The sequence below is a fragment of the Mycobacterium sp. 852013-51886_SCH5428379 genome, from assembly GCF_001665575.1.
In the GTDB taxonomy this organism is placed as follows: Bacteria; Actinomycetota; Actinomycetes; order Mycobacteriales; family Mycobacteriaceae; genus Mycobacterium.
This window is the reverse complement of sequence record NZ_LZSU01000051.1, coordinates 305705-328004: the sequence shown is the minus strand read 5'-3', so window position 1 is coordinate 328004 and position 22300 is coordinate 305705. Positions and strand designations below refer to the sequence as shown.

Here is a 22300-nt window from a genome sequence, read left to right as displayed (position 1 = left end):
CATCCGCGCAAGCCGGCGTCAGCGGCCGGTGAACGTCTCACGCAACCGGCTGAACAGGCCGCCGCCCGAGTGCGCCCCCGAGGACGCTGACGTCGACCGCACCTCGGCGACGTCGCGGGAGCGGTGCTCCTTGAGCTGACGCAGCAGTTCGGTGTCGGTGTGGTCCAGCCGAGTCGGGATCACCACGTCGATGTGGGCGTGCAGATCGCCGCGCACCCCCGAGCGCAGGTGCGGCATACCGTGCCCGCGCAGAGTGGTCACCGCACCGGGCTGGGTGCCGGCCGGAATCGCGATCTCCACGGGACCCTCGATGATGCCTTCGACGGTGACCGAGGTGCCCAGCGCCGCGTCGAACATCGGCACCGAGACCGTGCAGTGCAGATCGTCGCCGTCGCGCAGGAACACGTCGTGCGGCTTCTCGTGCACCTCGACGTAGAGGTCGCCAGCGGGTCCGCCGCCGGGGCCGACCTCGCCCTGGGCGGCCAGCCGCACCCGCATGCCATCGCCGACGCCGGCGGGGATCTTGACGCTGATCTCCCGGCGGGCCCGCACCCGGCCGTCGCCGCCGCAGCGGTTGCAGGGGTCGGTGATGACCTCGCCCACACCGCCGCAGACCGGGCACGGACGCGAGGTCATGACCTGCCCGAGCAGCGAGCGCTGCACGGTCTGGATCTCACCGCGGCCGCCGCAGGTGTCGCAGGTGGACGGGGTGGAATCGCCGTGGGTGCCCTTGCCGTGGCACAGGTCGCACAGGATGGCGGTGTCGACGGTGACCTGTTTGGTCACGCCGGTGGCGCACTCGGCGAGGTCAAGCCGCATGCGCAGCAGCGAGTCGGAGCCGGGCCGGACCCGTCCGATGGGGCCGCGGGAGGCGCCGCCGCCACCGCCGAAGAACGCTTCGAACACGTCGCCCAGGCCGCCGAATCCACCAGGGAAGCCGGCGCCGTTGGCGGCGCCCGCGCCCTCCAGCGGGTCACCGCCGAGGTCGACGATGCGCCGCTTCTCGGGATCGGAGAGCACCTCGTAGGCGGCGCTGATCTCCTGGAAGCGCGCCTGAGCCTGGGCATCGGGGTTGACATCGGGATGCAGCTCGCGGGCGAGTCTGCGATAGGCGCGTTTGATCTCCTGATCGCTGGCGCCCTTGCTCACTCCGAGCAGGCCGTAATAGTCGCGTGCCACGCTTACCTTTCGAATGCCTTAACGGCTGCCGCTGATCATCGGCTGCCGCCGAATTGCCTCTTCGCTACGCTCATCGGCTGCCAAGTACCTCGCCGATGTAGAGAGCAACCGCAGCGACATTAGCGATAGTTCCCGGATAGTCCATTCGAGTGGGGCCGACCACACCCATGCCGCCGAACACCGTGCCCTCGCGGCCGTAGGCCGTGCTGACCACGGACGCGCCGAGCATCTGTTCGGCCTCGGTCTCGTGGCCGATGCGCACGGTCACCTTGCCCGCCTCCTGCTGGGCGGCCAGCAACCGGAGCACCACGACCTGTTCCTCGAGTGCCTCGAGAACCGACCGCAGGGAGCCGCCGAAGTCGGCGGTGTTGCGGGTGAGGTTGGCGGTGCCGCCGAGCAGCAGCCGTTCCTCGGTGTGTTCGACGAGTGTCTCGACCAGGACGGTGGCCGCGCGTCCGACGGCGTTGTCGAGGCGGCTGCAATGTCCGCCGGTGTTCTCGAGGTGGGACGCCAGGTCCGACACCGCGATCGACGCCGCCGAGAGCCGCTTACCCTCGAGCGCCTTACCCAGCAGATCACGCAGCGTCGCGAGTTCGTGTTCGTCGATCGGGTCGCCCAGTTCGACGATGCGCTGGTCGACGCGGCCGCTGTCGGTGATGACCACGAGCAACAACCGCGCCGGCGACAGCGCGACCACCTCGAGGTGGCGCACCGTCGAGGTCGACAGCGTCGGGTACTGCACGATCGCGACCTGCCGGGTCAGCTGTGCGAGCAGCCGGACCGCGCGGCGCAGCACGTCGTCGAGATCGACCCCGCTCTCGAGGAATCGGAGGATCGCGCGACGCTCGGACCCCGACAGGGGTTTGACGTCGTCGATGCGGTCGACGAACTCGCGGTACCCCTTCTCCGTGGGAATCCGCCCAGAACTGGTGTGGGGCTGGGTGATGTATCCCTCGGCCTCGAGCACGGCCATGTCGTTGCGGACGGTCGCGCTCGAGACCCCCAGATTGTGCCGCTCCACCAGGGTTTTGGAACCGATCGGCTCCTTGGTGGCGACGAAGTCGGCAACGATGGCACGCAGCACCTCGAAGCGGCGGTCGTCGGCACTACCCATGTGTTCACCTCCGTCTCGAACAGCTCCCGGCAGGGGTTCTGCCGCTATTTTACGTTGACCTGCGCGAGCCCGACGCAACCAGCGCTTCGCTCGGCTAATCTTCGTCCGGTGATCTTCAAGGGTGTGCGTGACGGCAAGCCGTACCCCGACCATGGACTCAGCTACCGCGAGTGGTCGCGCATCCCGCCGCGCCAGATCCGCCTCGACGAGTTGGTGACCACCACGACGGTGCTCGCCCTCGACCGGCTCCTGTCGGAGGACTCGACCTTCTACGGGGACCTCTTCCCGCACGCGGTGCGCTGGCAGGGCGTCAACTATCTCGAGGACGGCCTGCACCGCGCCGTGCGGGCGGCGTTGCGGAACCGCACGGTGCTGCACGCACGCCTCTACGACATGGACGTGCCGTACGCCGCTCAGGTCTAGCCGCTGGCCTGCATCGCCTCGCGCAGGCTGCGGGGCCGCAGATCGGTCCAGTTCGCCTCGACATAGGCCAGGCAGTCCGCCCGGGTGCCTTCACCGAAGACGACGCGCCAGCCGGCGGGGATGTCGGCGAACGCCGGCCACAGGCTGTGCTGCTCCTCGTCGTTCACCAGCACATAGAAGGTGCCGTTCTCGTCATCGAATGGGTTGGTGCTCATCGCTTCTCCTGTTCGCGCGATCGTTCGTGTCGGCCCCGTCGCCCAGATCCGCGCCCAGCACGCGGTCGGACAGCAGGCCGAGGCAGCTGAGGTTCGGGAACCCGGGGCCCTGGTTGAGCCCGGCGAGGCCGGGCAGGAACAACTTCGGTGTCACGCCGACGACCGACAGGTCGTGGCCGATCGACTCCTGCAGCGTCTCGCCGGTCAGCGGGCCGCGCAGGCCGAGTTCGACTAGATCGCGGGCCTCCTGGCTGAGCAGCCGGACGAACCACAGCGGATCGGCGCCCTGACCGTCGATCACCAGGTCGAAGCCGTGGACGGTCTCGAGCCGTTCCCCGGCGCGGTCGGTGTGCAGGGTCAACCGGATCCGGCCGTCACGGGGGACCGCGTGCGCAACCCGGCCGCGCAGATGCCGGATGCGGTCGTCCGCCAGTAGCGCCTCCTGCACGCGCGCCGAGAACACCCCGCGGTCGGTGCGGAACATGGCGTCGCGTCGTTCGGCGAGCGTCAGACCGGTCCAGCCCGTGGGGTCGGAGAACAGCATGTTCTCGAAGAATCCTTCGCCCCGGGTGAACAGTGTGATCTGCGGGCTGATGACGGTGATGGTCGAAACCCGGTGCCGGAACAGCTCGTTCAGCATCGACGCCGCCGTCTCGCCGCCGCCGACCATGGCGACGCGTTCGGCGACGATCAGTTCGTGCGCTGCGGCGCGCTGCCAGAAGTCGGCGATGGACAGCACCCGAGGATTGCCGGGCAGCAGCGTGCGTTCGGCCTGACCCGGACCGGTGATCATCACCGCGTCGGCGGTCAGCGTCGTGTCCGCGGTGCGCAGCTCCCACTGCCGGCCCACCACCGACATGTTCTGGACCTCGCCGCGGATGACGGTCATCCCGACCGCGGCGGCCACCCAGCGCAGATAGGCCGCCCAGCGGCGATGATTCGGTGCCGGCCTGCCGCGATCGATCCACTCCGCGAATTGCGAGGTGGCGATCAGGTAGGCCTGCCAGCTGTGCCGGGTCATGCGGTCGTCGAGTTCGGCGTTGCGTCGCGGCACCAGAGCTGAGCGGTACGGAAAGCCGATGTCCTTCTCGGGGCTGGTGCCGAGGCGGTGCTCGCCGTCGGTCCAGCCGCCCGCGGCGGTCCAGTTGGCCCCGACGTCGGTGCGTTCGACGACGACGACGTCCGGGGCGTCCATGCCCATGGCGCGGAGTTCGGCGGCCTTTGCCGCGACGGCGACGGCCTTGGGGCCGGCACCGATCACGGCCAGGGTGGCGGTCATGGGGCTACCTCCTGCAGGGCTTGCAGCCACAAGGACTGAAGCGTCTCGATGTCGTTGGCGGACAACACCTCCGGTAGAGCGCGCCACTGTGTGGCGAGCACCGGCGCGTCCGCGCCGGCGAGAACTGCCGCCGACACGGTCAGCTCGTGACGGACGGCCAGGTTCGGTTCGGGCACCAGCGACGTCGGGCTCAGCGTACCGAGGTCAACCCCGCCGAAGCCGACGTCGACCCGACCCAGGTAGTTCAGCAGCAGCTGCGGGTCCTGGTGTGCGGACAGCCGCGCGGCGGTATCGGAGCGCAGATAGCGCAGGAGACCGAAATCGATGCCGTGTCCGGGGATCTCGACGGTGTCGCCGCCGGGGCCGACGCGCAGCGGATAGATCGCGCTGAGCAGGCCCACGGTCTCGCCGGTGTCGACGGCGTCGCCGACGGTGGCGTCGGCGCGGCCGTGGATCTCCAGGGCCAGCAACGGCGTCGGGGTGTCCTGGCCGCGGAGTCGGCGCCACGCGGTGACGGTGCGGGACGCCGCCGCCGCCAGCAGTCGTGCCATCGGGCCCGCGGCGAGCAGTCGCTCCGTCAGGGCCGGGTCCGCGGTGTGCACGCTGACCGCGAGATCGCCGGCCCGGTCGGTGTCGGGCCGGAGCCGGCGGGCACCCAGGTCGGGATCGGCGCCGTCGAGCTGACCGGCCCAGAAGTCGGCCGTGTCGAGTTCCGCGGCGCGCCGGTGCAGGTGGGCCGACCACTGGCGGTAGGTGGTGTGTTCGCGGGTGGGCGCGGGGCGCCGTCCGGCTGCCAGCGCATGCCTGGCGGTGTCGAGTTCGCCGAGCACGATGCGCCACGAGGCGGGGTCGAGGGCGAGGACATGCGCGGTCAGCAGCAGCATGCCGGGGCCATCCTGCGGTCGCAGCCACGCGGCCGACCACAGCTGGCCGGCCTCGGGGTCGAGCGCGTCCACAGCGAGCGCGGTCTGCTCGGCGACCACGGCGGCCGGGTCGTTGCCGTCGACAGCGACCTCGCTGAACACGTCGGTGACCGTCCACTCCGGTTGCGGAACAAGCGTCATCGCGGTGCGGTCCAGCCGGCAGCGCAAAACCTGGTGGCCGGCGGCGACGGCGCCGAGCAGGGTCCGCAGGTCGTCGGCGGTGACGTCGGGCGGCAGCGGGATCGCCTCGGTCTGCGCGAGCCGGCGCGGGTCGCCGTGGCTGTAGAGCCAGTGCGCGTTCGGCAGCACCGGAATGGGGTCGTCAGATTGATCTGCGGGAGCGGCGGATTGGGCGGCGGCCTCGTCGTCGATGGCTGCCGCGAGCTCGCGCAGCGAACCGCATTCGAGCATCAGCCTGGCGCGCAACGGAATTCCGCGACGGCGCGCGGCCTGCACCACCGAGAGCGCCACGATGCTGTCCATGCCGAGATCGAGCAGTTCGGCGCCTACGTCGACGGTCGGGGTGCCGAGCAGTTCGGCGACTGCCTCCGCGAGAGCCTTCTCCGTCGGGGTCTCGGGTGCGACGGCGGGACCGGTGACCGCGGCGTCGTCCCGCGCGGCCAACGCGGCGTCGTCGATCTTTCCGTGCGCGGTGAGCGGCAGGGTGTCGAGTACGACGAGCGCGTGCGGCACGAGGTAGCGCGGCAGGCGCTCGCGGAGCATGGCGCGCAGATCGCCGACCGCAACCTCGACGCCGCCGGTGGCGGCGTAGGCGACCAGGCGCGGGCCGCTGGGGTGTCGGCGCACCGCGACGTGTGCGGCCCGAACGGCCGGGTGGGTCTGCAGCACGGTCGCGACCTCTCCGGGTTCGACGCGGAAGCCCCGGATCTTCACCTGGTCGTCGCTGCGGCCGAGGTACTGCAGGGCGCCACCGGGGTCCCGGCGCACCACGTCGCCGGTGCGGTACATCCGTCCGCCGGGCTGGAACGGATCGGCGACGAATCGGCCGGACGTCTCGGCGGCGCGGCCGAGGTAGCCCCGGGTGAGCTGGGCGCCGGCCAGGTACAGCTCGCCGGCGACGCCGTCGGGCACCGGCCGTAGCCACGAGTCGAGGACGTACTGCCGGGTGTGGCGGGTGGGCCGGCCGATCACCGGGTGCGGGTGATCGGGGATGGCGGCGACGACGGCCTCGACCGTCGTCTCGGTCGGGCCGTAGCAGTTGTAGGCCGCCATCTGTGTTCGCACGCATTCGGCCTGGATCGACCGCCAGGTGCCGGGGGCGATCGCCTCGCCGCCGAGGGCCAGTACGGCCAGCGGCACCCGCGAGATCAACCCGAAGCCCTGCAGCTGGGCGAACATCGACGGGGTGGTGTCGATCATGTCGATGCCGTGCCGGTCGATGGCCTCGACCAGCGCCTCGGCGTCGCGCTGGACGTCGTCGCCGATGAGGTGGACGGTGTGTCCGTCGAGCAGCGCGACCAGGGGCTGCCAGGCGGCGTCGAAGGTGAACGACCACGCGTGCGCGATGCGCAGGGGTCGTCCGAGCCGGGCGGCGGCGGGCCGCAGCACATGACGGATGTGGTCGTCCGCGTACGCCGACACCGCGTCGTGGGTTCCGATCACACCCTTGGGCAGTCCGGTTGTCCCCGAGGTGAACACGAGGTAGGCGGCTTGGCCCGGGGCCACCGTCACCGCGGCGTGGTCGCCGGTGCCGGCGGTGGCCAGGAACGCCTCGTCGACGACGACGGGGGCTGCGGTCTGGCGCAGGATCTCGGCGATGCGTTCGCCGGCCATCGCGGGGTCCAGCGGCACGATGGCACCGCCGGCCTTGAGGATCGCCAACATCGCCGTGACGTAGTCGGGTCCGCGCGAAAGGCGGATGGCGACAGGCGTTTCCGCAACCACTCCCTGCGCGGTCAGCGTCGCCGCCAGCCGGCCGGCGGCGGCGTCGAGCTGTGCGTAGGTCAGTGTTCCGCCGTCCCAGCTCAGTGCGACAGCCTCCGGGGTGCGGTGAGCGGCGGCCCTGAACGCGGTGTGCACGCCCGTGGGCGCGGGCGCCGGCTCGGCGCCGGTCAGCTGCAGCCGGTCCGATTCGTCGTCGGACAGGAGGCCGACCTCACGAAGGGGGCTGTCCCACAACGCGATCAGGCGTTGCACGGTGTGCAGCAGGCGCTGACCGACGCTCTCCGGGCTGACTGGGCCCAGCGCACCCTCGAGGGTTTCCACCAGAACCGTCAGCTGATCGTCGGCCATGTGGGCGGCGATCGTGACCGGGAAGTGCGACAGGCTCTCCAGCGCCGCGGGCACGAACGTCGCACCGTTGGCTTCGAACCGGTGGTCACCGCCCACGAGACCCCCCGGCGGGAAGTTCTCGTAGACCAACAGGGTGTCGAACAGCTCCCCGACTCCCGCGATCGCCCGCAGTTCGGCGTGGGTGAGGTAGCTGTGGTCGCGCAGTGCGGCCGCCGAACGCTGCAGCGCGGTGCACTGCGCGCCGACCGTCCGCACCGGGTCCAGTCGGATGCGCAGGGGCACGGTGTTGATGAACAGCCCCACTATCGTCTCGACGCCCGAGAGTTCTCCCGGCCGGCCGGAGACCGTCACCCCGAAGGTGACGTCGCTGCGGTCGGTGAACACCGACAGCAATGCAGCCCAGGCCATTTGGACGAGAGTGTTGACGGTGACGCCCCTCGACCGGGCCGCCTCGGTCAGCCGTGCGGTGGAAGTGGCGTCGAGTCGCACCCCGGTCCGGTGCGGCAGCCCGGCGGACGGTTCGACGGCGGTGAGTGCCGGGGTGAGCAGCGTCGGGCCGTCCAGCCCGGCCAGATGTTCGGCCCACAGGCCCCGGCTGGCGTGCTGATCCCGTGCCGCCAGCCAGCCGATGTAGTCGCGGTACGGCCGCGGCGGTGCACCCAACGCGGACGCGTCCCCACCTGCCCGGTAGAGGGTCACCAGTTCCCCGACGAACAGGGGCAGCGACCAGCCGTCGATCACGATGTGGTGGGCCACGATCACCAATCGCCACTGGCGGCCGGGCTTCTCGATCAGCACGAAACGCAGGACGGGTCCGCGTTCGAGGTCGAAGGGGCGTCGCCGCGCCTCGTCCTCGATGTGGGCGGCCTCGTCGTCGGTCTGCACGGCGTGCTGTTCCCACGGCACGTCCACGGCGGTGGGCACCACCTGGACGGGGCGGGGAAGGTCGCCGCGGAAGAAGCCGGCCCGCAGGTTGGGATGGCGGGCCAGCATGGCCGCGGCGCACTTCCGCAGCAGCGTGATGTCAAGGGTCCCGGTGACTTCGGCGGCCATGGCGATGACGTACGGATCGCTGTGGGCGTCGGCGCCGCTGAGCACCGTCATCGAGTAGAGCCCCTGTTGCAGCGGGCTCAGTGCCATGACGTCCTCGATGCCCGACGTCACGGGGCATCGTCTCGCGTCGCGTTCCACGACGCCGTGAGCGTGGCCAGATCGTCGGCGGACAGCCCCGATGTGCTCATCGGCGCGTGGCTGGTGTCCGCCTCGGTCGCCGCGTCGGTGGCGCGGTCGACCGCGGCGGCGAGCTCGTGCAGCGACGGGTGCTCGAAGACCATCCGGGCCGTCAGTTTCAGACCGGTGTCGCGGGCGCGCGCGGCCATCTGGACGGCGAGGATGCTGTCGCCGCCGAGGGCGAAGAAGTCGTCGTGACGGTCGGCCACCGTCACCTCGAGGACCTCACCCAGCAGGGTGGCCAACGCCCGTTCGGTGTCGGTGGCCGGTGCTTCGGCCGTATCCCCGCCGGTCGACCGCACCACCGGCGTGGCCGCGCGTTCACCGGAGCCGACCAGTTCGAGCACGCCGTGCGCCGTCCACCGCGCCCTGTCGCCGGTCCGGTGCAGGCGCGCGCCGGGTTCCGCGCCGAGGGGGTGGGCGACGAACCGGGTGGCCGACAGCGAGGCGCCGGTCCAGTGCGCGGCGGCCAGCGGTCCCCCGCCGGTGTAGAGGTCGCCGACGACGCCGACGGGCACCGGCGCGAGGGTCTCGTCGAGCACGTACACGCTGCCGCCGCTCCACTCGTCGATAATGCGCTGCCGCTCACCGGGTGCGCCGATCTCGAGATCGCGAAGCGTCGTATCGGGCTGCTCGGCGAACGCCTCCACCACCCTGGTCAGCCAGCCGACGAAGCGCTCGGCGGTCTCGCGCGAGTACAGCTCGGGCCGGTAGATCACGTGGCCCCGATAACCACCCGTGCTGTCCTCGGCGGCGAAGAAGTTCAGCGACAGATCGGCGTGCGCGGCGTCGAACGTGGGCTCCAGCACCGTGACGGTGGTGTCGCCATCCGGGCCGTGCTCGATGACCCGGTTCTCCGGAAGCTGTTCGCGCACATGGACGACGACGCTGAACAGCGGGTTGCGCGACAGCGAGCGCACCGGGCTCACCGCGTCGACCACCTGGTCGAACGGCAGATCCTGGTTGGCGTACGCGGCCAGCGACATCTCGCGGGCGCGGCGGCACACCTCCCGCAGCGTCGGGTTGCCGTGCAGATCGTTGCGCAGCACGAGGATGTTGATGAAGAACCCGACCAACTGGTCGAGCTCCGGCTCCGAACGGCCCGCCACCGGCGTGCCGAGCGGGATGTCCTGTCCGCCACCGGCCTTGTGCAGCACCACCGCCGCAGCGGCCTGCAGCAGCATGAACTCGGTGACGCCGAGGTCGCGGCACAGCGCGGACAGCTTCTCGCGGACCGCGCCGTCGATGTGGAATTCGACGGCCTCGGCCAGACCGCTGGGCACCGGTGGCCGGTCGAAGTCCGGTCGCAGTCCGGTCTCCTCGGGGATACCGGCGAGCTGTTCGCTCCAGTACTCGCGCTGCGGGCCGGCCACGGCGCCGTCGTCAGCGAGCAGCGCGGTCTGCCAGGCGCCGAAATCGGAGTACTGCACGGGAAGCGGCGCCCACGCCGGCGGTTCGCCGGCGACGCGGCCCCGGTAGGCGATCAGCAGATCGGTGAACAGCACGGTGGCCGACCAGTGGTCACCGGCGATGTGATGCATCACCAGCGAGAGCACCGTTTCGTCCCCGATGCTCAGAATGGCGGCTTTGATCGGCCGGTCGGTCTCGAGGTCGAAGACGTGACCGCGTTCCCGGTCGAGTTCGGCGCGCAGCCAGTCCTCGCCCGCACCGGACGCGCGGCGCACCTCCACCGGTCCCGGATCCTGCACGATCTGGTAGGGCACGCCGTCGATCTCGCGGTAGACGGTACGCAGGATCTCGTGCCGGTCGATGACGTCGCCGATCGCGGCGGCCAGCGCCTCCACGTCACACGGCCCGCGCAGCCGCGCCGCGAAGGGGATGTTGTTGACCACGCTCGGGCCGTCGACGCGGTAGGCGAACCACGACCGCAGCTGCGCCGACGACAGCGGTGCGGGCCCGTCCAGGTGCAGTGGCACCAGCCGCGGCCGCGCCAGCCCGCCGGTCCCGGTGCGCAGCGCCTCGATGTGTTTGGCGATGCGCGCCACCGTGGCCAGCTCGAAGACCTCCTGGACCCCGATGTCGACTCCGCACGTCGCACGCACGGCCGCAACGAGTTTGGTGGCGAGAAGCGAGTGGCCGCCCAGATCGAAGAACGAGTCGTCAGCCCCGACGTCCGCGCCCATCCGGTCGCGGCCGAGCAGCTCGCCGAACAGTCCGGCGACCTCCCGTTCGGTGTCGGTTGCGGGCTCACGGAACGCGGTCACCGAGGCGATCTCGGGTTCCGGCAGGGCGGCTCGATTGATCTTGCCGTGGGTGGTGATCGGGATCTCGTCGATGACCACGTAGGCGGCGGGAACCATGTACTCGGGCAGCGCTGCGGCGACCCGGGTACGGATGCGGTCGACGGCCACCGAATCGGTGCCCTCGCCGCTGAGCGGCGTCAGGTAGCCGACGAGGCTCTTGCCGAGGGTCGGCAGATCGCTGACCACCACGACGGCCTGACCGACGCTGGGGTCCACCGAGATCGCCGCGGCGACGTCCCCGAGTTCGATGCGGAACCCGCGGATCTTGACTTGTTCGTCGGCGCGGCCGACGAACTCGATGTCACCGTCAGCGTTGCGCCGGGCCAGGTCGCCGGACCGGTACATCCGCGCGCCCGGGGTGAAGGGGTCGGCGACGAAACGTTCCGCGGTCAGACCGGACCTGCGGTGGTAGCCGTGTGCGACATGCCCGCCGCCGATGTAGATCTCGCCGATCACGCCGACGGGCACCGGCTGCAGCGCATCGTCGAGCAGATGCAGCTGGGTGTTGATCTTGGGTCGGCCGATCGGCACGATCCGGCTGCCCTGCTTACCCTCCACCTTGTAGCGGCTGGCGTTGATCATCGTCTCGGTCGGCCCGTAGAAGTTGTGCAGCAGCGCGTCGAAGGTGGCGTGGAACTTGTCGGCCACCTCGCCGGGCAGCGGCTCCCCGCCGATCGGTACCCGCTGCAGGGTGCGCCACTGGTTGACGCCCGGCAGTGACAGGAACAACCCGAGCAGTGACGGCACGAAATGCATTGCGGTGATGCCCTCGTCGTGCAGCAGGTTGGTCAGGTAGCCGATGTCGTTGAGCCCGCCGGGTCGGTGCACGACGAGCCGGGCGCCGCAGGCCAGCGTGCCGAACACCTCGGCGATGGACACATCGAAGCTGGTCGAGGCGACCTGCAGCAGCCGGTCGGATGCGTCGACCTGGTAGTCGTCCTTGAACCAGACGAAGTACTCGCAGATGGGCCGGTGCGGAACGGGGACGCCCTTGGGCAGTCCCGTGGTGCCGGATGTGTAGATCAGGTAGGCGGTGTTCTCGGGGTGCAGCGGGCGGACCCGGTCGGCGTCGGTGGGGTCGCCGTCGCGTTCGCCGTCGAGGTCGGTGAGCGGTTCGCGCAGCACGACTTTCGCGTCGCAGTCCCCCAGGATGAAGGACAGCCGGTCCTCGGGATAGGTCGGGTCGATCGGCAGATACACCGCACCGGCCTTCACCACGCCCAGCGCGGTGGCCACCAGTTCCGGGGATTTGTCCATCAGCACGGCCACGCGGTCCTCGGTGCCGATCCCCTGCCCGATCAGCCGGTGCGCGATCCGGTTCGCCTGCGCGTTGAGTTCGCGGTAGGTGTAGTGCCTGCCCTCGTAGACCATCGCGACGTTGTCCGGTGACCGCGTCACCTGCGCGGCGATCAGATCGGGCAGCGTGCAGGCCGCCGTCTCGAACCGTTCGCCGGACGCGACCTCGCGCAGCCACGCCGTGTCGTCGGCGTCCATCACGTCGAGCCGGGACAGCGGCGTGTCGGGGCGGCGCAGCGCGTCGTCGAGCAGCACCACGAAGTGGTCGAGCATCTGTCGGGCCAGTGCGGGTTCGATGATCTCCACGAGGTGTTCGACCTCGACGAGCGCTCCGCCCTCGGACTCGGCGTCGAACTCGACCATGACGCCCAGCGGCAGTTGGGTGAGTTGGCTACGCAGGTCGGCGCGCTCGCACCGCACACCGGGTGGGGCGAAGCCGAATCGGTCGGGACCCCGGAACCCGAAGCTGACGCGGGTCATCCGCTCGGCGCCGTGCCTGCGGTCCGGATTCAGTTCGCGAACCACCACATCGAGGTTGATGCCCTGATGGGCGAAGGCGCCCAGTGCGGTGTCACGGGTCTGGAGGAGCATGTCGCGGAACGACATCGACGCCTGCGGCCGCAGCCGCATCGCCACGGTGTTGCCGTAGTACCCGATGCGCCCCTCGGCGCCGACCCCGCGGTTGAGCACCGGCGTCACCACCAGGAAATCGTCGGTGTGGGTGTAGCGGTGGATCAGCGTGCCGAACACCGCCAGCAGCACCGCATACGGGGTGGCTCCGGTCTCGCGGGCGAGATCGGCCACGCCACGGGTGGTTTCGGGTGACAGCCGCGTCTCGGTGCGCGCGGAACGCCAGCTGGTGGGCACCGCCGAACCGTGGGGGCCGGGCAGCTCCAGCGGCTCGGGCGGATCGGCCATGATCTCGCGCCAGTAGGCGAGATCCTCGTCCTCGGTGCGCACCGCCGCGGGCCGGTGGACATCGAGTTCCGCGCCCAGATCCGCGCCGGTGTAGGCACGGGTGAGTTCGGCGAAGAAGATCTCCCAGGAGCCGTCGTCCCAGGCGATGTGGTGGGCGACCAGCAGCATCACGAACTCGTGGGCGGCGGTGCGCACCAGGGTGATCCGCAGGGGCGCATCGGTCGACAGATCGAACGGCGCGGCGAACTCGCGCTGGGCGAGCACTTCGAGCCGCAGGCGTTTCGCCTGCCCCGACGGATCGGTGAGTTCGGTGAGATCGTGTTCGGTCCAGCCCGGCCGCAGGTCGGCATGGACGGTGGGCACCGGCAGGCCGTTCTCGTCGGTGGCATACGTGGTGCGCAGCACCGGATGCCGGTGCGCGACGGCGTCCAGGGCGGCGTGCAGGGCCGCCGGATCGACGTCACCGGTGATCCGGTAGGACAGACAGACGTTGAGCAGCGCTCCGGAGGGGTCGGCGGCCTGGACGAACCACATCCGTAGCTGACCGTCGGTGAGTCCATCAGCCACCGGCTGCGGCGGTTCGGCCAGTGCGGTGCCGCCGGACGCCAGTCCGCGTTCAGAGAGCTTGCGGCGCAACAGTTCCAGGCGTGCGTCGGGAGTGTCGGTCACTTCGGGGATGTCACTTTCTGGCTGAGCTCGGCGACCAGTTCGGTGCCGGTGATACCACCCAGCAGGGTGGCCAGCGGCACCGTCCGGCCGAGGAGGCTTCTGAATCGCTTACGCAGGTCGAGGGCGAGCAGGGAGTCGACGCCGAGATCGAACAGCGAGGCGTCGAGGTCGATTCCGGATCCGTCGGAGATGCCGAGCACGGCCGCGAGTCCCCCGCGGACGGCGTCCTCGGCGTCGGCCGGCGTGTCGGTGGCGGCCACGGGCACCTGTGGGACGGGCGCCGGTTCGGCGTCGCCGAAGAACATCCGCAGCCGGTGCGGATCGGCCGACAGCACCAGTGGATCGCCCGCATGGTCGGCGAGACCGGCTTCGACGGCGGCCTCGGGCGCCATCGGCCGCAAGCCGGACCGTTCGATGCGGGCGGTCTCGGCCGCGTCCACGATGCCGGCGCCGTCGGAGGCCTGCCACAGTCCCCAGCGCACCGACACGCAGCGGGTGCCCGCGGCGCGCAGCCGGGCGGCCATCACGTCGAGCATGCGGTTGGCCGCCGAGTACGCGGCGTGGCCGTGGCCGCCCCACAGACCGGACACCGAGGAGCACAGCAGGATCCGGGCGTCCGGGCGCCGTGGCCAGAGCTCGGCGATCCGGCCCAGTCCGGTGACCTTGGCGGCGAGGGTGTGCGCGGTCGCGGCCGCGTCGAGTCGGTCACCGGTGGCGAAGGTCGCCGCCCCTGCGGCGTGGATGAGCAGCGAGGCACCGGATCCGGCGTATTCGCGGGCCGCCGCGGCGAGGCCCTCGGCGTCGGTGATGTCGCAGGGCACCGAGACGACCTCGGCGCCGTGCGGTTCGGCCAGCGCCGCGAGCACCTCCGGCTCGACACCGCGACGGCTCAGCAGCACGATGCGCCGCGCGCCCTGCTCGGCCAGCCGCCGCGCGAAGTGCATCCCGATCGCGCCCGCGGCGCCGGTGATCACCACCTCGTCGAGGATCGCGGTACGCGGAGGCCAGGACGGCGCCAGCGGTGCGTCGGCCAGTCCGCGCCGGTACCGCGTGACGCTCGAACCGGCTGTGCGCAAAGCTGTCTCACCGCTACCGGCCAGCAGGGCGTCGATGACGGCGGGTCCGGTGAGGCCGCCCGCGGGCAGGTCGAGGTGGTGGAATCCCGGGTCGGGGTTCTCCAGTCCCAGACTCCGGTGGGCGGCGGCCAGGGCGGCCGCGGGCAGATCGACCACGTCATCGGCGAGGACCTGCTCGGCGGCGGCGGTGACCAGCCAGACGTCGCGACACCGCGGCCCGAGCGCCGCCGGATATCGCAGCGCGCCCGCGTCGACGAGCGCCGTCAGGGCAGCGACCGCTGAATCGGCGTCGGTGCCGCCGGGTGCCGGTGCGGCGACCACGGTCAGCTCCGCGGCCTCCGGCGTCGTCAACGTGACGCCGGGGTGGCTGTCGGCCGCGGCGCGCAGGGCCTCCCCCAGCGGGCCCGGCTCGCCGAGGTCGAGGACGGCCACGTCGACGATGTGCTGCGGCGCGTCGGTGGCGGGGACCGGCGACCAGGTCTCGTGCGCGATGGTCAGCGCGGTGACCTGGGGCAGCGGTTCGGACACCGCCCACAGCGGGGTGGCCCGCATGGGTGCGGGCGGGAAGCCGCGCAGCAGGCGGCCGGGGTCGCCGACGTATGAGCGCCAGTCGTAGCCGGGAGCCGACGCGGCGGCGGCGACCAGGTTCTCGGAAAGGCTCTCGCCGAGGGACACATCCCGCCGGCCGGATCCCACGAGCACGGCGGGGGTGTCGCCGAGCAGATCCCCCATCGCGAACAGCAGGGCGGGATGAGCCGAGAGTTCGACGAAAACCCCTGCCCCGCAGCGCAGAGCCGACCGGAAAGCGTGGTCGAACCGCACCATGTCCCGGAGGTTGGCCCACCAGTAGCCGGCGAATTCTGTTCCGGCGGGCACCACGTCACCGGTCGTTCCGCCGATGAACTGGACCGCGCTGTCGGCGAAGACCGACTCCGGCAGCCGGCGCAGCAGCTCGTCGCGCAGCGGTTCGAGGATGCTGGTGTGCACCGGGAAGCCGACGGTGATCTCGCGGGCGAACCGGCCCTGGTCGCGGACGCGGGCGACGGCGGCCGAGACGGCGTCCCGGTCCCCCGACACCGCGACCGAGGTCGCGGCGTTGACGACGGCGAGTTCGAGCCATCCGGGCGTCGCGGCGATCACAGCGCGCGCCTCGTCCGCACTGACGCCGAGGACCGCGACGGCGTGGTGACCGGGCAGCCGCTCGACGACGCTCGCCCGGGCGATCACGACTGCCACGGCTTCGGAGCGCGTGATCACCCCGGCGAGATAGGCGGCGGCGATCTCGCCGAGGCTGTGCCCCACCGTCAGGTCCGGCAGCACACCCCAGGAGCGCCACACCTGGGCCAGCCCGACCGCATGGAGGAACTGGGCGCCCTCGATCTCGGTTTCGGTGCCGGATCCGTCCGGCGTGGTCAGGTAGTGGATCGGCGACGGGGCACCGGCGGCGACGAACGCGGCTGCGCAGGCGTCGACTTCGGCCCGGTAGTCGGGCAGCGTGGCGTACGCCTCGGCGCCCATTCCCGGCCACTGGGTGCCCTGACCTGGTACGACGAACGCGATCCGCGTGGCGGCACCGTCGGCGCCGCCGGTCACCAGTGCGTGCTCGGCGCCGTCGGCCACCGCGCGCAGCCCGGCCGTCAGCTCGTCACGGGTGCGGGCGCGGATCACCCTCCGGTGCCTGCGGATCCGGCGGGTGGTCAGCAATCGGCCCGCCACGGCGTCGACCGTCGCGGCGGGGTCGCGGTCCAGGTGGCGCAGCACCGCGGCGGCGTCGGCGCGCAGCAGGTCGTCGCCGTGCGCACTCAACACCACCGGGGTACGTCCGTCGGGTAGGTGGGTGTTCACGTCGCTTCCCGGAGGTGGTCCGGCACCGCGACCACGACATGGGTGTTGGTGCCGCTCATCCCGAACGCCGAGACCGCGGCCAGGCGTTCGCCGTTCCGTGCCGGCCACGGTGTCAGTTTGTCCGCGAGCCGCAGTCCGGTCTGGTCCCAGTCGATCTCGCGGCTGGGTTCGTCGGCGTGCAGCGTGGGCGGGACGGTGGCGCGGCCGGCGGCGATGAGCACCTTCGCCAGTCCGAGCGCGCCGGCGGCGGCCTGGGTGTGGCCGATGTTGGATTTCACCGAACCGAGCAGTGGTCCGCGGCCGGGCGCGGCGTCGCCGTAGGTGGCGGTCAGCGATTGCAGTTCGGTGCGGTCGCCGAGGTGTGTTCCGGTGCCGTGCCCCTCGACCATGCCGACGTCCTCGGCGGTGACGCCGGCCTGCCGCATCGCCCGGGCGAACAACCGGGTCTGGGCGGTGCCACTGGGTGCGGTCAGTCCGACGGTGCGGCCGTCGGAGTTGACGCAACTGGCCCGCACCTCCCCCAGGATCGGCCGCCGGTCCCGGACCGCCGCCGATCGGCGCTGCAGCACGAACATGCCGGCGCCTTCCGCCCACACGGTGCCGCTGGCGTGCGCGCTGTAGGGCCGGCAATGACCGTCGTCGGACAGCGCATGCTGCTTGGAGAACTCGACGAAGTATCCGGGTGAGCCCATTACGCACACGCCGCCGGTCAGGGCGAGGTCACAGTCGCCGGCGCGCAGCGCCTGGACGGCCAGGTGCACCGCCGACAGCGCCGACGAGCACGAGGTGTCGACGGTGACGGCGGGACCGGCCAGATCGAGGGTGTAGGCGATCCGGCCGGAGATCACGCCCAGCGACGTCCCGGTGATGAGATGTCCGCTGTGGTGCGAGAACTCGGTGAGTGCGGGGCCGTACTCGAGCGCGGACGCCCCGATGTAACAGCCGGCGTCGTGGCCGGCGAGGTCGTCGGGGTTGATGCCGGCGTCTTCGAGGGCGCGCCAGGCGAGTCGCAGGGCCACCCGCTGCTGCGGGTCCATCGCCACCGCCTCGCGCGGCGAGATCCCGAAGAACTCCGGGTCGAAAACGGCTGCGGTGGAGAGGAATCCGCCGAGGTCGTGGATGGGTTTGAAACCGTCGCGACGAGACCCGTCGAAAAGCTCGCGCAGCGGCCAGCCGCGGTCGCTGGGGAACGGGCCCAGCGCTTCACGCTGTTCGGACAGCAGCGTCCAGAGGTCATCGGGATTCTCGACGCCGCCGGGCGCCTCGACCGCCATGCCGACGATGACGACAGGGTCGGTGGCTTCGGGTGCGGTCATCTGTCGCTCAGCAACCCGACGACGGCGTCCAGGTGTTCGTTGAGGTAGAAGTGGCCGCCGTCGAAGGTCGTCAGCGTGAACTCGCCCGAGGTGTGCGCCGCCCACCGGTCCGACCACTCCCGGCTGATCCGGTGATCGCGGTCGCCGCGCAGCGCGTGGATGTCGGCGGCGATCCGGTCGTCCGCGCCGCACGCGTAGCCACTGAGCGCGCGGTAGTCGGCCTGCACCGCCATGACGAGCAGCTCGACGAAGTCCTCGTCCTCGAGCAGGCGCGGATCGGTGCCGCCGAGGTCGACCATGTCCGCGAGCACGTCACGGTCGGAGGTCGGCAGCGGCGGCGCCTCGGCGACCGTCGACGGCGCCTGTCCGGCCGACGCCCACAGGGTGCGCACCGGCACACCGTGGCGTTCGGCGACGCGGGCGAACTCGAACGCGACGACGGCGCCCATGCAGTGCCCGAACAGGTTCAGTGGCGCGACCCGGTCCCACGGGCCGGCCTCGAAGAGCTCGGTTGCGAGGTCGGTGATGCTGGTGGCAGCGGGATGGCGCAACCGGTCGGCACGCTGCGGGTACTGCACGATGAAAGTGTCGACGCCGTTGTCCGACAACGCTTTCGCCAGCGAGCGGTATGCCGCGGCGGCGCCACCGGCATGCGGGAAGACCACGGTCGACGCCGCGCCTGCACCGTCGAAGCGCTTGACCCAGGGGGCGAATTCCACCTGCGGCGCCGTCATCGCATCGGCGCCGAGGTCGAACCGGGCACCGTACCGAGAGCGGAGGCCACGTCGTCCGACTTCATCGCGACGACCTCCAGATAGAGCTCGGCGACGGCATTCAGGCGGGCACTGCCCGATTCGTGACCGACCAACCGCTGGGCGAGGGCGGCGACGGTGCGCGCGGCGAAGATGTCGGTCACCATCACCGACGGCGAGTCCAGCCAGTCGCGGATCCGGGCCACCGTCTGCGTCGCCAGCACCGAATCCCCACCGAGCTCGAAGAAGTCGTCGTCGAGCCCGACCCCGTCGCGGCTCAGCACGGAAGCGACGATGTCGGCCAGCGCCCGCTCCAGCGCCGTGGACGGCGCCCGGTGGGTCTGCGCCGGGCCGTCGCCACGGTCGGCGAGGCTCTCGGACAGCAGGGTGGCCGCCGCGCGGCGGTCGATCTTGCCGCCGACGGTGAACGGGACGGCCTCGACGAGGGCGATGTGGCTCGGAACCATATGCGGCGGAACGAGTTCGGCCATCGCGCTGGTGAGGTCGCCTACCGACAGCCGGGGATCGGCCAACCGCACGACGGCGGTCAGCTGCTCCCCGCGCCGGTCCCCGGGGGTGGGGAGCACCGCGGCCACGGCAGCGTCCACGCCGGCGATGCGGCGCAGCGCGGCCTCGACCTCGCCGAGTTCGATCCGGTAGCCGCTGACCTTGACGCGATGGTCGGCGCGGCCGACGAAGTCGATCTGGCCGTCGGGCAGATGGCGGACGAGATCACCGGTGCGGTACCAGATTCGGCCGGCGTGGGACACGAAGCGCTCGGCGGTCAGATCGGGCCGGCCACGGTATCCGCGGGCGATCCCGCCGGAAACCCACAGCTCTCCGGGCACCCAGTCCGGGCAGTCCGATCCGTCGATGGCGACCACGCGGCAGGCGTTGTTGGGCAGCGGCCGCCCGAACGGGACCGCCGACCAATCCGCCGGCAGCTCGCCGGGCTCGCAGATGGTGTTGTGGGTGGCGGTCTCGGTGGCGCCGCCCAGACCGGCGAACCGGACACCGGGTGCGGCCGCGCGCAGGGCGCGCACCATCTCGGGGCGCACCCAGTCGCCGCCGGTGGGCACCACCCGGACCGACGGCAGCGCATCACCCACCTCCAGCAGCATCTCCAGCCAGCCCGGCATGAAGTGCAGCACGGTGACCCGATGGTCGTTGATCATGCGGGCCCAGCTGTCGGGATCGCGGCGCTGCGCCTCGTCGACGACCACGAGCGACCCACCCGCGCGCAGCATGCCGAACACGTCGAGCACCGACAGATCGCCTTCGAGCGTGGACAGGGCCAGGCAGCGGTCGGCAGGTCCGATCGCGAAGTGGTCGTTGATGAATTCGACGGTGTTCATCGACGCGGCGTGCGTGACCTCCACCCCCTTGGGCTCACCGGTGGATCCGGAGGTGAACAGCACATAGGCGATCTGCTCGGGCGAGATCGCCGCAGGCTTGTAGTCCTGCACCCGCGCGCCCACCCGCAGCGCCTCGCGGACGGTCAGCGCGCACAGGTTCTCGGGGATGTCGCCGTCACCGCACACCAGCGCCATCCGCGCCTCCGAACTGCGCAGGATGCTCGCGGCGCGGTCGGCGGGCTGATCCGCGCCGATCGGCACGTACACCGCACCCGCGGCGTGCACGGCCAGCAGTGCGGTGACCTGCTCGGCGCACTTCGGGCCCAGCACCGCCACGGTGTCCCCCGGCTTGATGCCGGCGACCGTGAGGGCCGCGGCGACCGACAGCACCTGCTCCCGCAGTTCGGCGTAGGTGAGATCGCCCGACCCACTGATCACCGCGGGCGCATCCGGATTCGTTGCGGCGCTGCGGAAGAAGCCGTCGTGCAGCGCGTCGCCGCTACGTTCGGCGGTGCTCTCGAGGGCCCGGCGCACGGCCAGCTGCGCCTCGGGTACGGCGACTGGATCCGGCGCGTCCCAGGCGGCGTCGTCGGTGGCCAGGCGGTCCAGCTCGGCGAGCTGGTAGGCGAACATCGCGTCGATGACGCCGGGACGGAACGCCTCTTCGCGGACGTCCCAGTTCACCAGCAGACCCCCGCTGAACGGCGTGACCTGCGCGTCGATCAGCACCTGCGGGCCCTGGGAGATGTGCCATACCGGGGTGCCGAACTGATCGGTGACGTCACCGGCGAACAGGTCGCCGAGCCCCAGCGCGCTGGTGAACACGAACGGCGCCAGCGTCGGAGTGCCGTTGTGGCGGCTCAGATCGCGCAACACCGACAGCCCCGAGTAGGTGGCGTGCCCGGCGGAGGTGTGCAGGGCCTCCTGGACGACGCGGGCCCGCTGGGCCGGGGTGTGCGCGGCGGTCAAGTCCACGTCGAGCATCAGCGAGGAAGAGAAGTCCCCGACGAGCCTGTCGACGTCGGGGTGGTAGGGCTCGCGGCCGAACATCGGCAGGTTGAGCAGGAAGTGCCTGCTGGTCGACCAGCGGGCCAGGGTGCCCGCGTAGGAGGCGGCGAACGCCATCGCCGGGGTGATCCCCCGCTTGCGGGCCGCGGCGTACAGGCCGTCGCGGGTCTGGGCGTCGAGGAACTTCCAGCGCCGGGTACCGCGGTGCGGGTTGCGCTGCTCCGCGCGGGGCACCAGCGGCAGGGCGGGCGGCTCGGGCAGCGACGGGATGCGCTCGGTCCACCAGTCCCGGTCGGTGTCGGCGTTGGCGGGTGGCGTCGCGGTGTACGCGCTGCGGTACTCCCGGTAGCTGTAGCCGAGGTCCGGTAGCTGCGCGCCCCGGTAGAACGCCGCAAGGTCGGCCATGAAGTTGCGGTAGCTGACGGCGTCGGCGGCCTGCATGTCGAGATCGACGTGCAGGCGGGTGCGCCCGTCGGGCAGCAGCGTCAGCGCCAGCTCGAGGACCTCGCCCTCGAGCAACTGATGCGATTTGGTCTGGCGGATCTCCGCGAGCCGCGCCTCGGCGGCGGCGGCGTCCAGGTCGCGCAGATCGGTGGTCTTGACCGGCAGCGGCCGGTCACCGATGCGCTGCGTACCGTCGCCGAGGATCTCCACACGCAGCATCGGGTGGCGGGCCGCGAGCTGGGCGGCCGCAGCGCCCAGACGGTCGGGGTCCACGCCGAAGCCGTCGAATTCGACGTACAGGTGGGCGGCCACGCCGCCGAGTTCGGTGAGCTCATTGCGGCCCATCCACAGGGCGTGCTGCATCGTCGCGAGCGGGAACGGTGCGTGGGGATCACCGGCATCGGCGGCGGGCTCCTCGACGCCGCTCGCCAGGGCGGGGGCGTGTTCGCCGACCAGCTGCGTCCAGTACGCGACGGTGGGGTTGGCCGCCATGGCCGCAAAGCCGACGTCGATGCCCTGTTTCCGCCAGCGGCCCGACAGGCTCATCATGCGGATGGAATCCAGCCCGGAGGCGATCAGGTCGGCATCGGGATCCAGTTCGGACGCGTCGACACCGAGGAGTTCGGCGACCTCGGCGCGCACCGTGGCCGAACTCGTCGTGAGGCTGTCCGCCTGGCTCGTCACGCGTCCTCCAACTCAGTATAGGCTGCCCTAACTTCGTGGAGGCTACCCTATATTCAA

General features: G+C 71.3%; 11 protein-coding genes. 1 reads left to right on the top strand and 10 read right to left on the bottom strand.

Going from position 1 to position 22300, the window contains the following annotated elements:
* Positions 1–18: 18 nt before the first annotated feature.
* Positions 19–1179: a molecular chaperone DnaJ gene (gene dnaJ / locus A5757_RS21635; protein ID WP_066838533.1), complete on the bottom strand. Its 1161-nt coding sequence runs from the start codon at positions 1177–1179 to the stop codon at positions 19–21.
* 70 nt (positions 1180–1249) lie between these two features.
* Entirely contained in the window at positions 1250–2293 is a 1044-nt protein-coding gene (gene hrcA / locus A5757_RS21630) for a heat-inducible transcriptional repressor HrcA (protein ID WP_066838530.1), read from the bottom strand.
* A gap of 108 nt (positions 2294–2401) precedes the next feature.
* On the opposite strand from hrcA, the gene A5757_RS21625 reads away from it, so the two are divergent.
* Entirely contained in the window at positions 2402–2716 is a 315-nt protein-coding gene (locus A5757_RS21625) for a type II toxin-antitoxin system VapB family antitoxin (protein WP_066838527.1), read from the top strand.
* Here the strand turns inward: A5757_RS21625 and A5757_RS21620 are convergent.
* Genes A5757_RS21620 through A5757_RS21585 form a run of 8 tightly spaced genes read right to left on the bottom strand, consistent with a single transcriptional unit; the run spans position 2713 to position 22243 of the window.
* Positions 2713–2931 (bottom strand): MbtH family protein, encoded by a 219-nt coding sequence (locus A5757_RS21620; RefSeq protein WP_066838525.1) that lies wholly within the window; start codon positions 2929–2931, stop codon positions 2713–2715. The two genes, A5757_RS21625 and A5757_RS21620, sit on opposite strands and share 4 nt — an antisense overlap.
* Positions 2909–4210: an NADPH-dependent L-lysine N(6)-monooxygenase MbtG gene (gene mbtG / locus A5757_RS21615; protein WP_066838522.1), complete on the bottom strand. Its 1302-nt coding sequence runs from the start codon at positions 4208–4210 to the stop codon at positions 2909–2911. Before mbtG ends, A5757_RS21620 begins: the two co-directional genes overlap by 23 nt.
* Positions 4207–8526, bottom strand: coding sequence for a non-ribosomal peptide synthetase (locus A5757_RS21610; RefSeq protein ID WP_066838811.1), 4320 nt, complete (start codon positions 8524–8526; stop codon positions 4207–4209). The genes mbtG and A5757_RS21610 overlap by 4 nt, the downstream gene beginning before the upstream one ends.
* Positions 8527–8546: 20 nt before the next feature.
* Positions 8547–13763: a non-ribosomal peptide synthetase gene (locus A5757_RS21605; protein WP_304440368.1), complete on the bottom strand. Its 5217-nt coding sequence runs from the start codon at positions 13761–13763 to the stop codon at positions 8547–8549.
* Positions 13760–16684, bottom strand: coding sequence for a mycobactin polyketide synthase MbtD (gene mbtD / locus A5757_RS21600; protein WP_066838516.1), 2925 nt, complete (start codon positions 16682–16684; stop codon positions 13760–13762). The genes A5757_RS21605 and mbtD overlap by 4 nt, the downstream gene beginning before the upstream one ends.
* Positions 16681–18000: a polyketide synthase gene (locus A5757_RS21595; RefSeq protein ID WP_066838513.1), complete on the bottom strand. Its 1320-nt coding sequence runs from the start codon at positions 17998–18000 to the stop codon at positions 16681–16683. Before A5757_RS21595 ends, mbtD begins: the two co-directional genes overlap by 4 nt.
* Positions 17997–18734 carry a thioesterase II family protein gene (locus tag A5757_RS21590; RefSeq protein ID WP_066838511.1) on the bottom strand — a complete coding sequence of 246 codons (738 nt, stop codon included), beginning with the start codon at positions 18732–18734 and terminating at the stop codon, positions 17997–17999. The genes A5757_RS21595 and A5757_RS21590 overlap by 4 nt, the downstream gene beginning before the upstream one ends.
* Positions 18731–22243 carry a non-ribosomal peptide synthetase gene (locus A5757_RS21585; RefSeq protein ID WP_066838508.1) on the bottom strand — a complete coding sequence of 1171 codons (3513 nt, stop codon included), beginning with the start codon at positions 22241–22243 and terminating at the stop codon, positions 18731–18733. The genes A5757_RS21590 and A5757_RS21585 overlap by 4 nt, the downstream gene beginning before the upstream one ends.
* Positions 22244–22300: the final 57 nt, after the last annotated feature.

Coding starts and splice junctions, on each gene's coding strand:
- A5757_RS21610 (WP_066838811.1), bottom strand. CDS start 8,526: ATGGCACTGAGCCCGCTGCAACAGGGGCTCTACTCGATGACGGTGCTC.
- A5757_RS21595 (WP_066838513.1), bottom strand. CDS start 18,000: ATGACCGCACCCGAAGCCACCGACCCTGTCGTCATCGTCGGCATGGCG.
- A5757_RS21590 (WP_066838511.1), bottom strand. CDS start 18,734: ATGACGGCGCCGCAGGTGGAATTCGCCCCCTGGGTCAAGCGCTTCGAC.
- hrcA (WP_066838530.1), bottom strand. CDS start 2,293: ATGGGTAGTGCCGACGACCGCCGCTTCGAGGTGCTGCGTGCCATCGTT.
- A5757_RS21620 (WP_066838525.1), bottom strand. CDS start 2,931: ATGAGCACCAACCCATTCGATGACGAGAACGGCACCTTCTATGTGCTG.
- mbtG (WP_066838522.1), bottom strand. CDS start 4,210: ATGACCGCCACCCTGGCCGTGATCGGTGCCGGCCCCAAGGCCGTCGCC.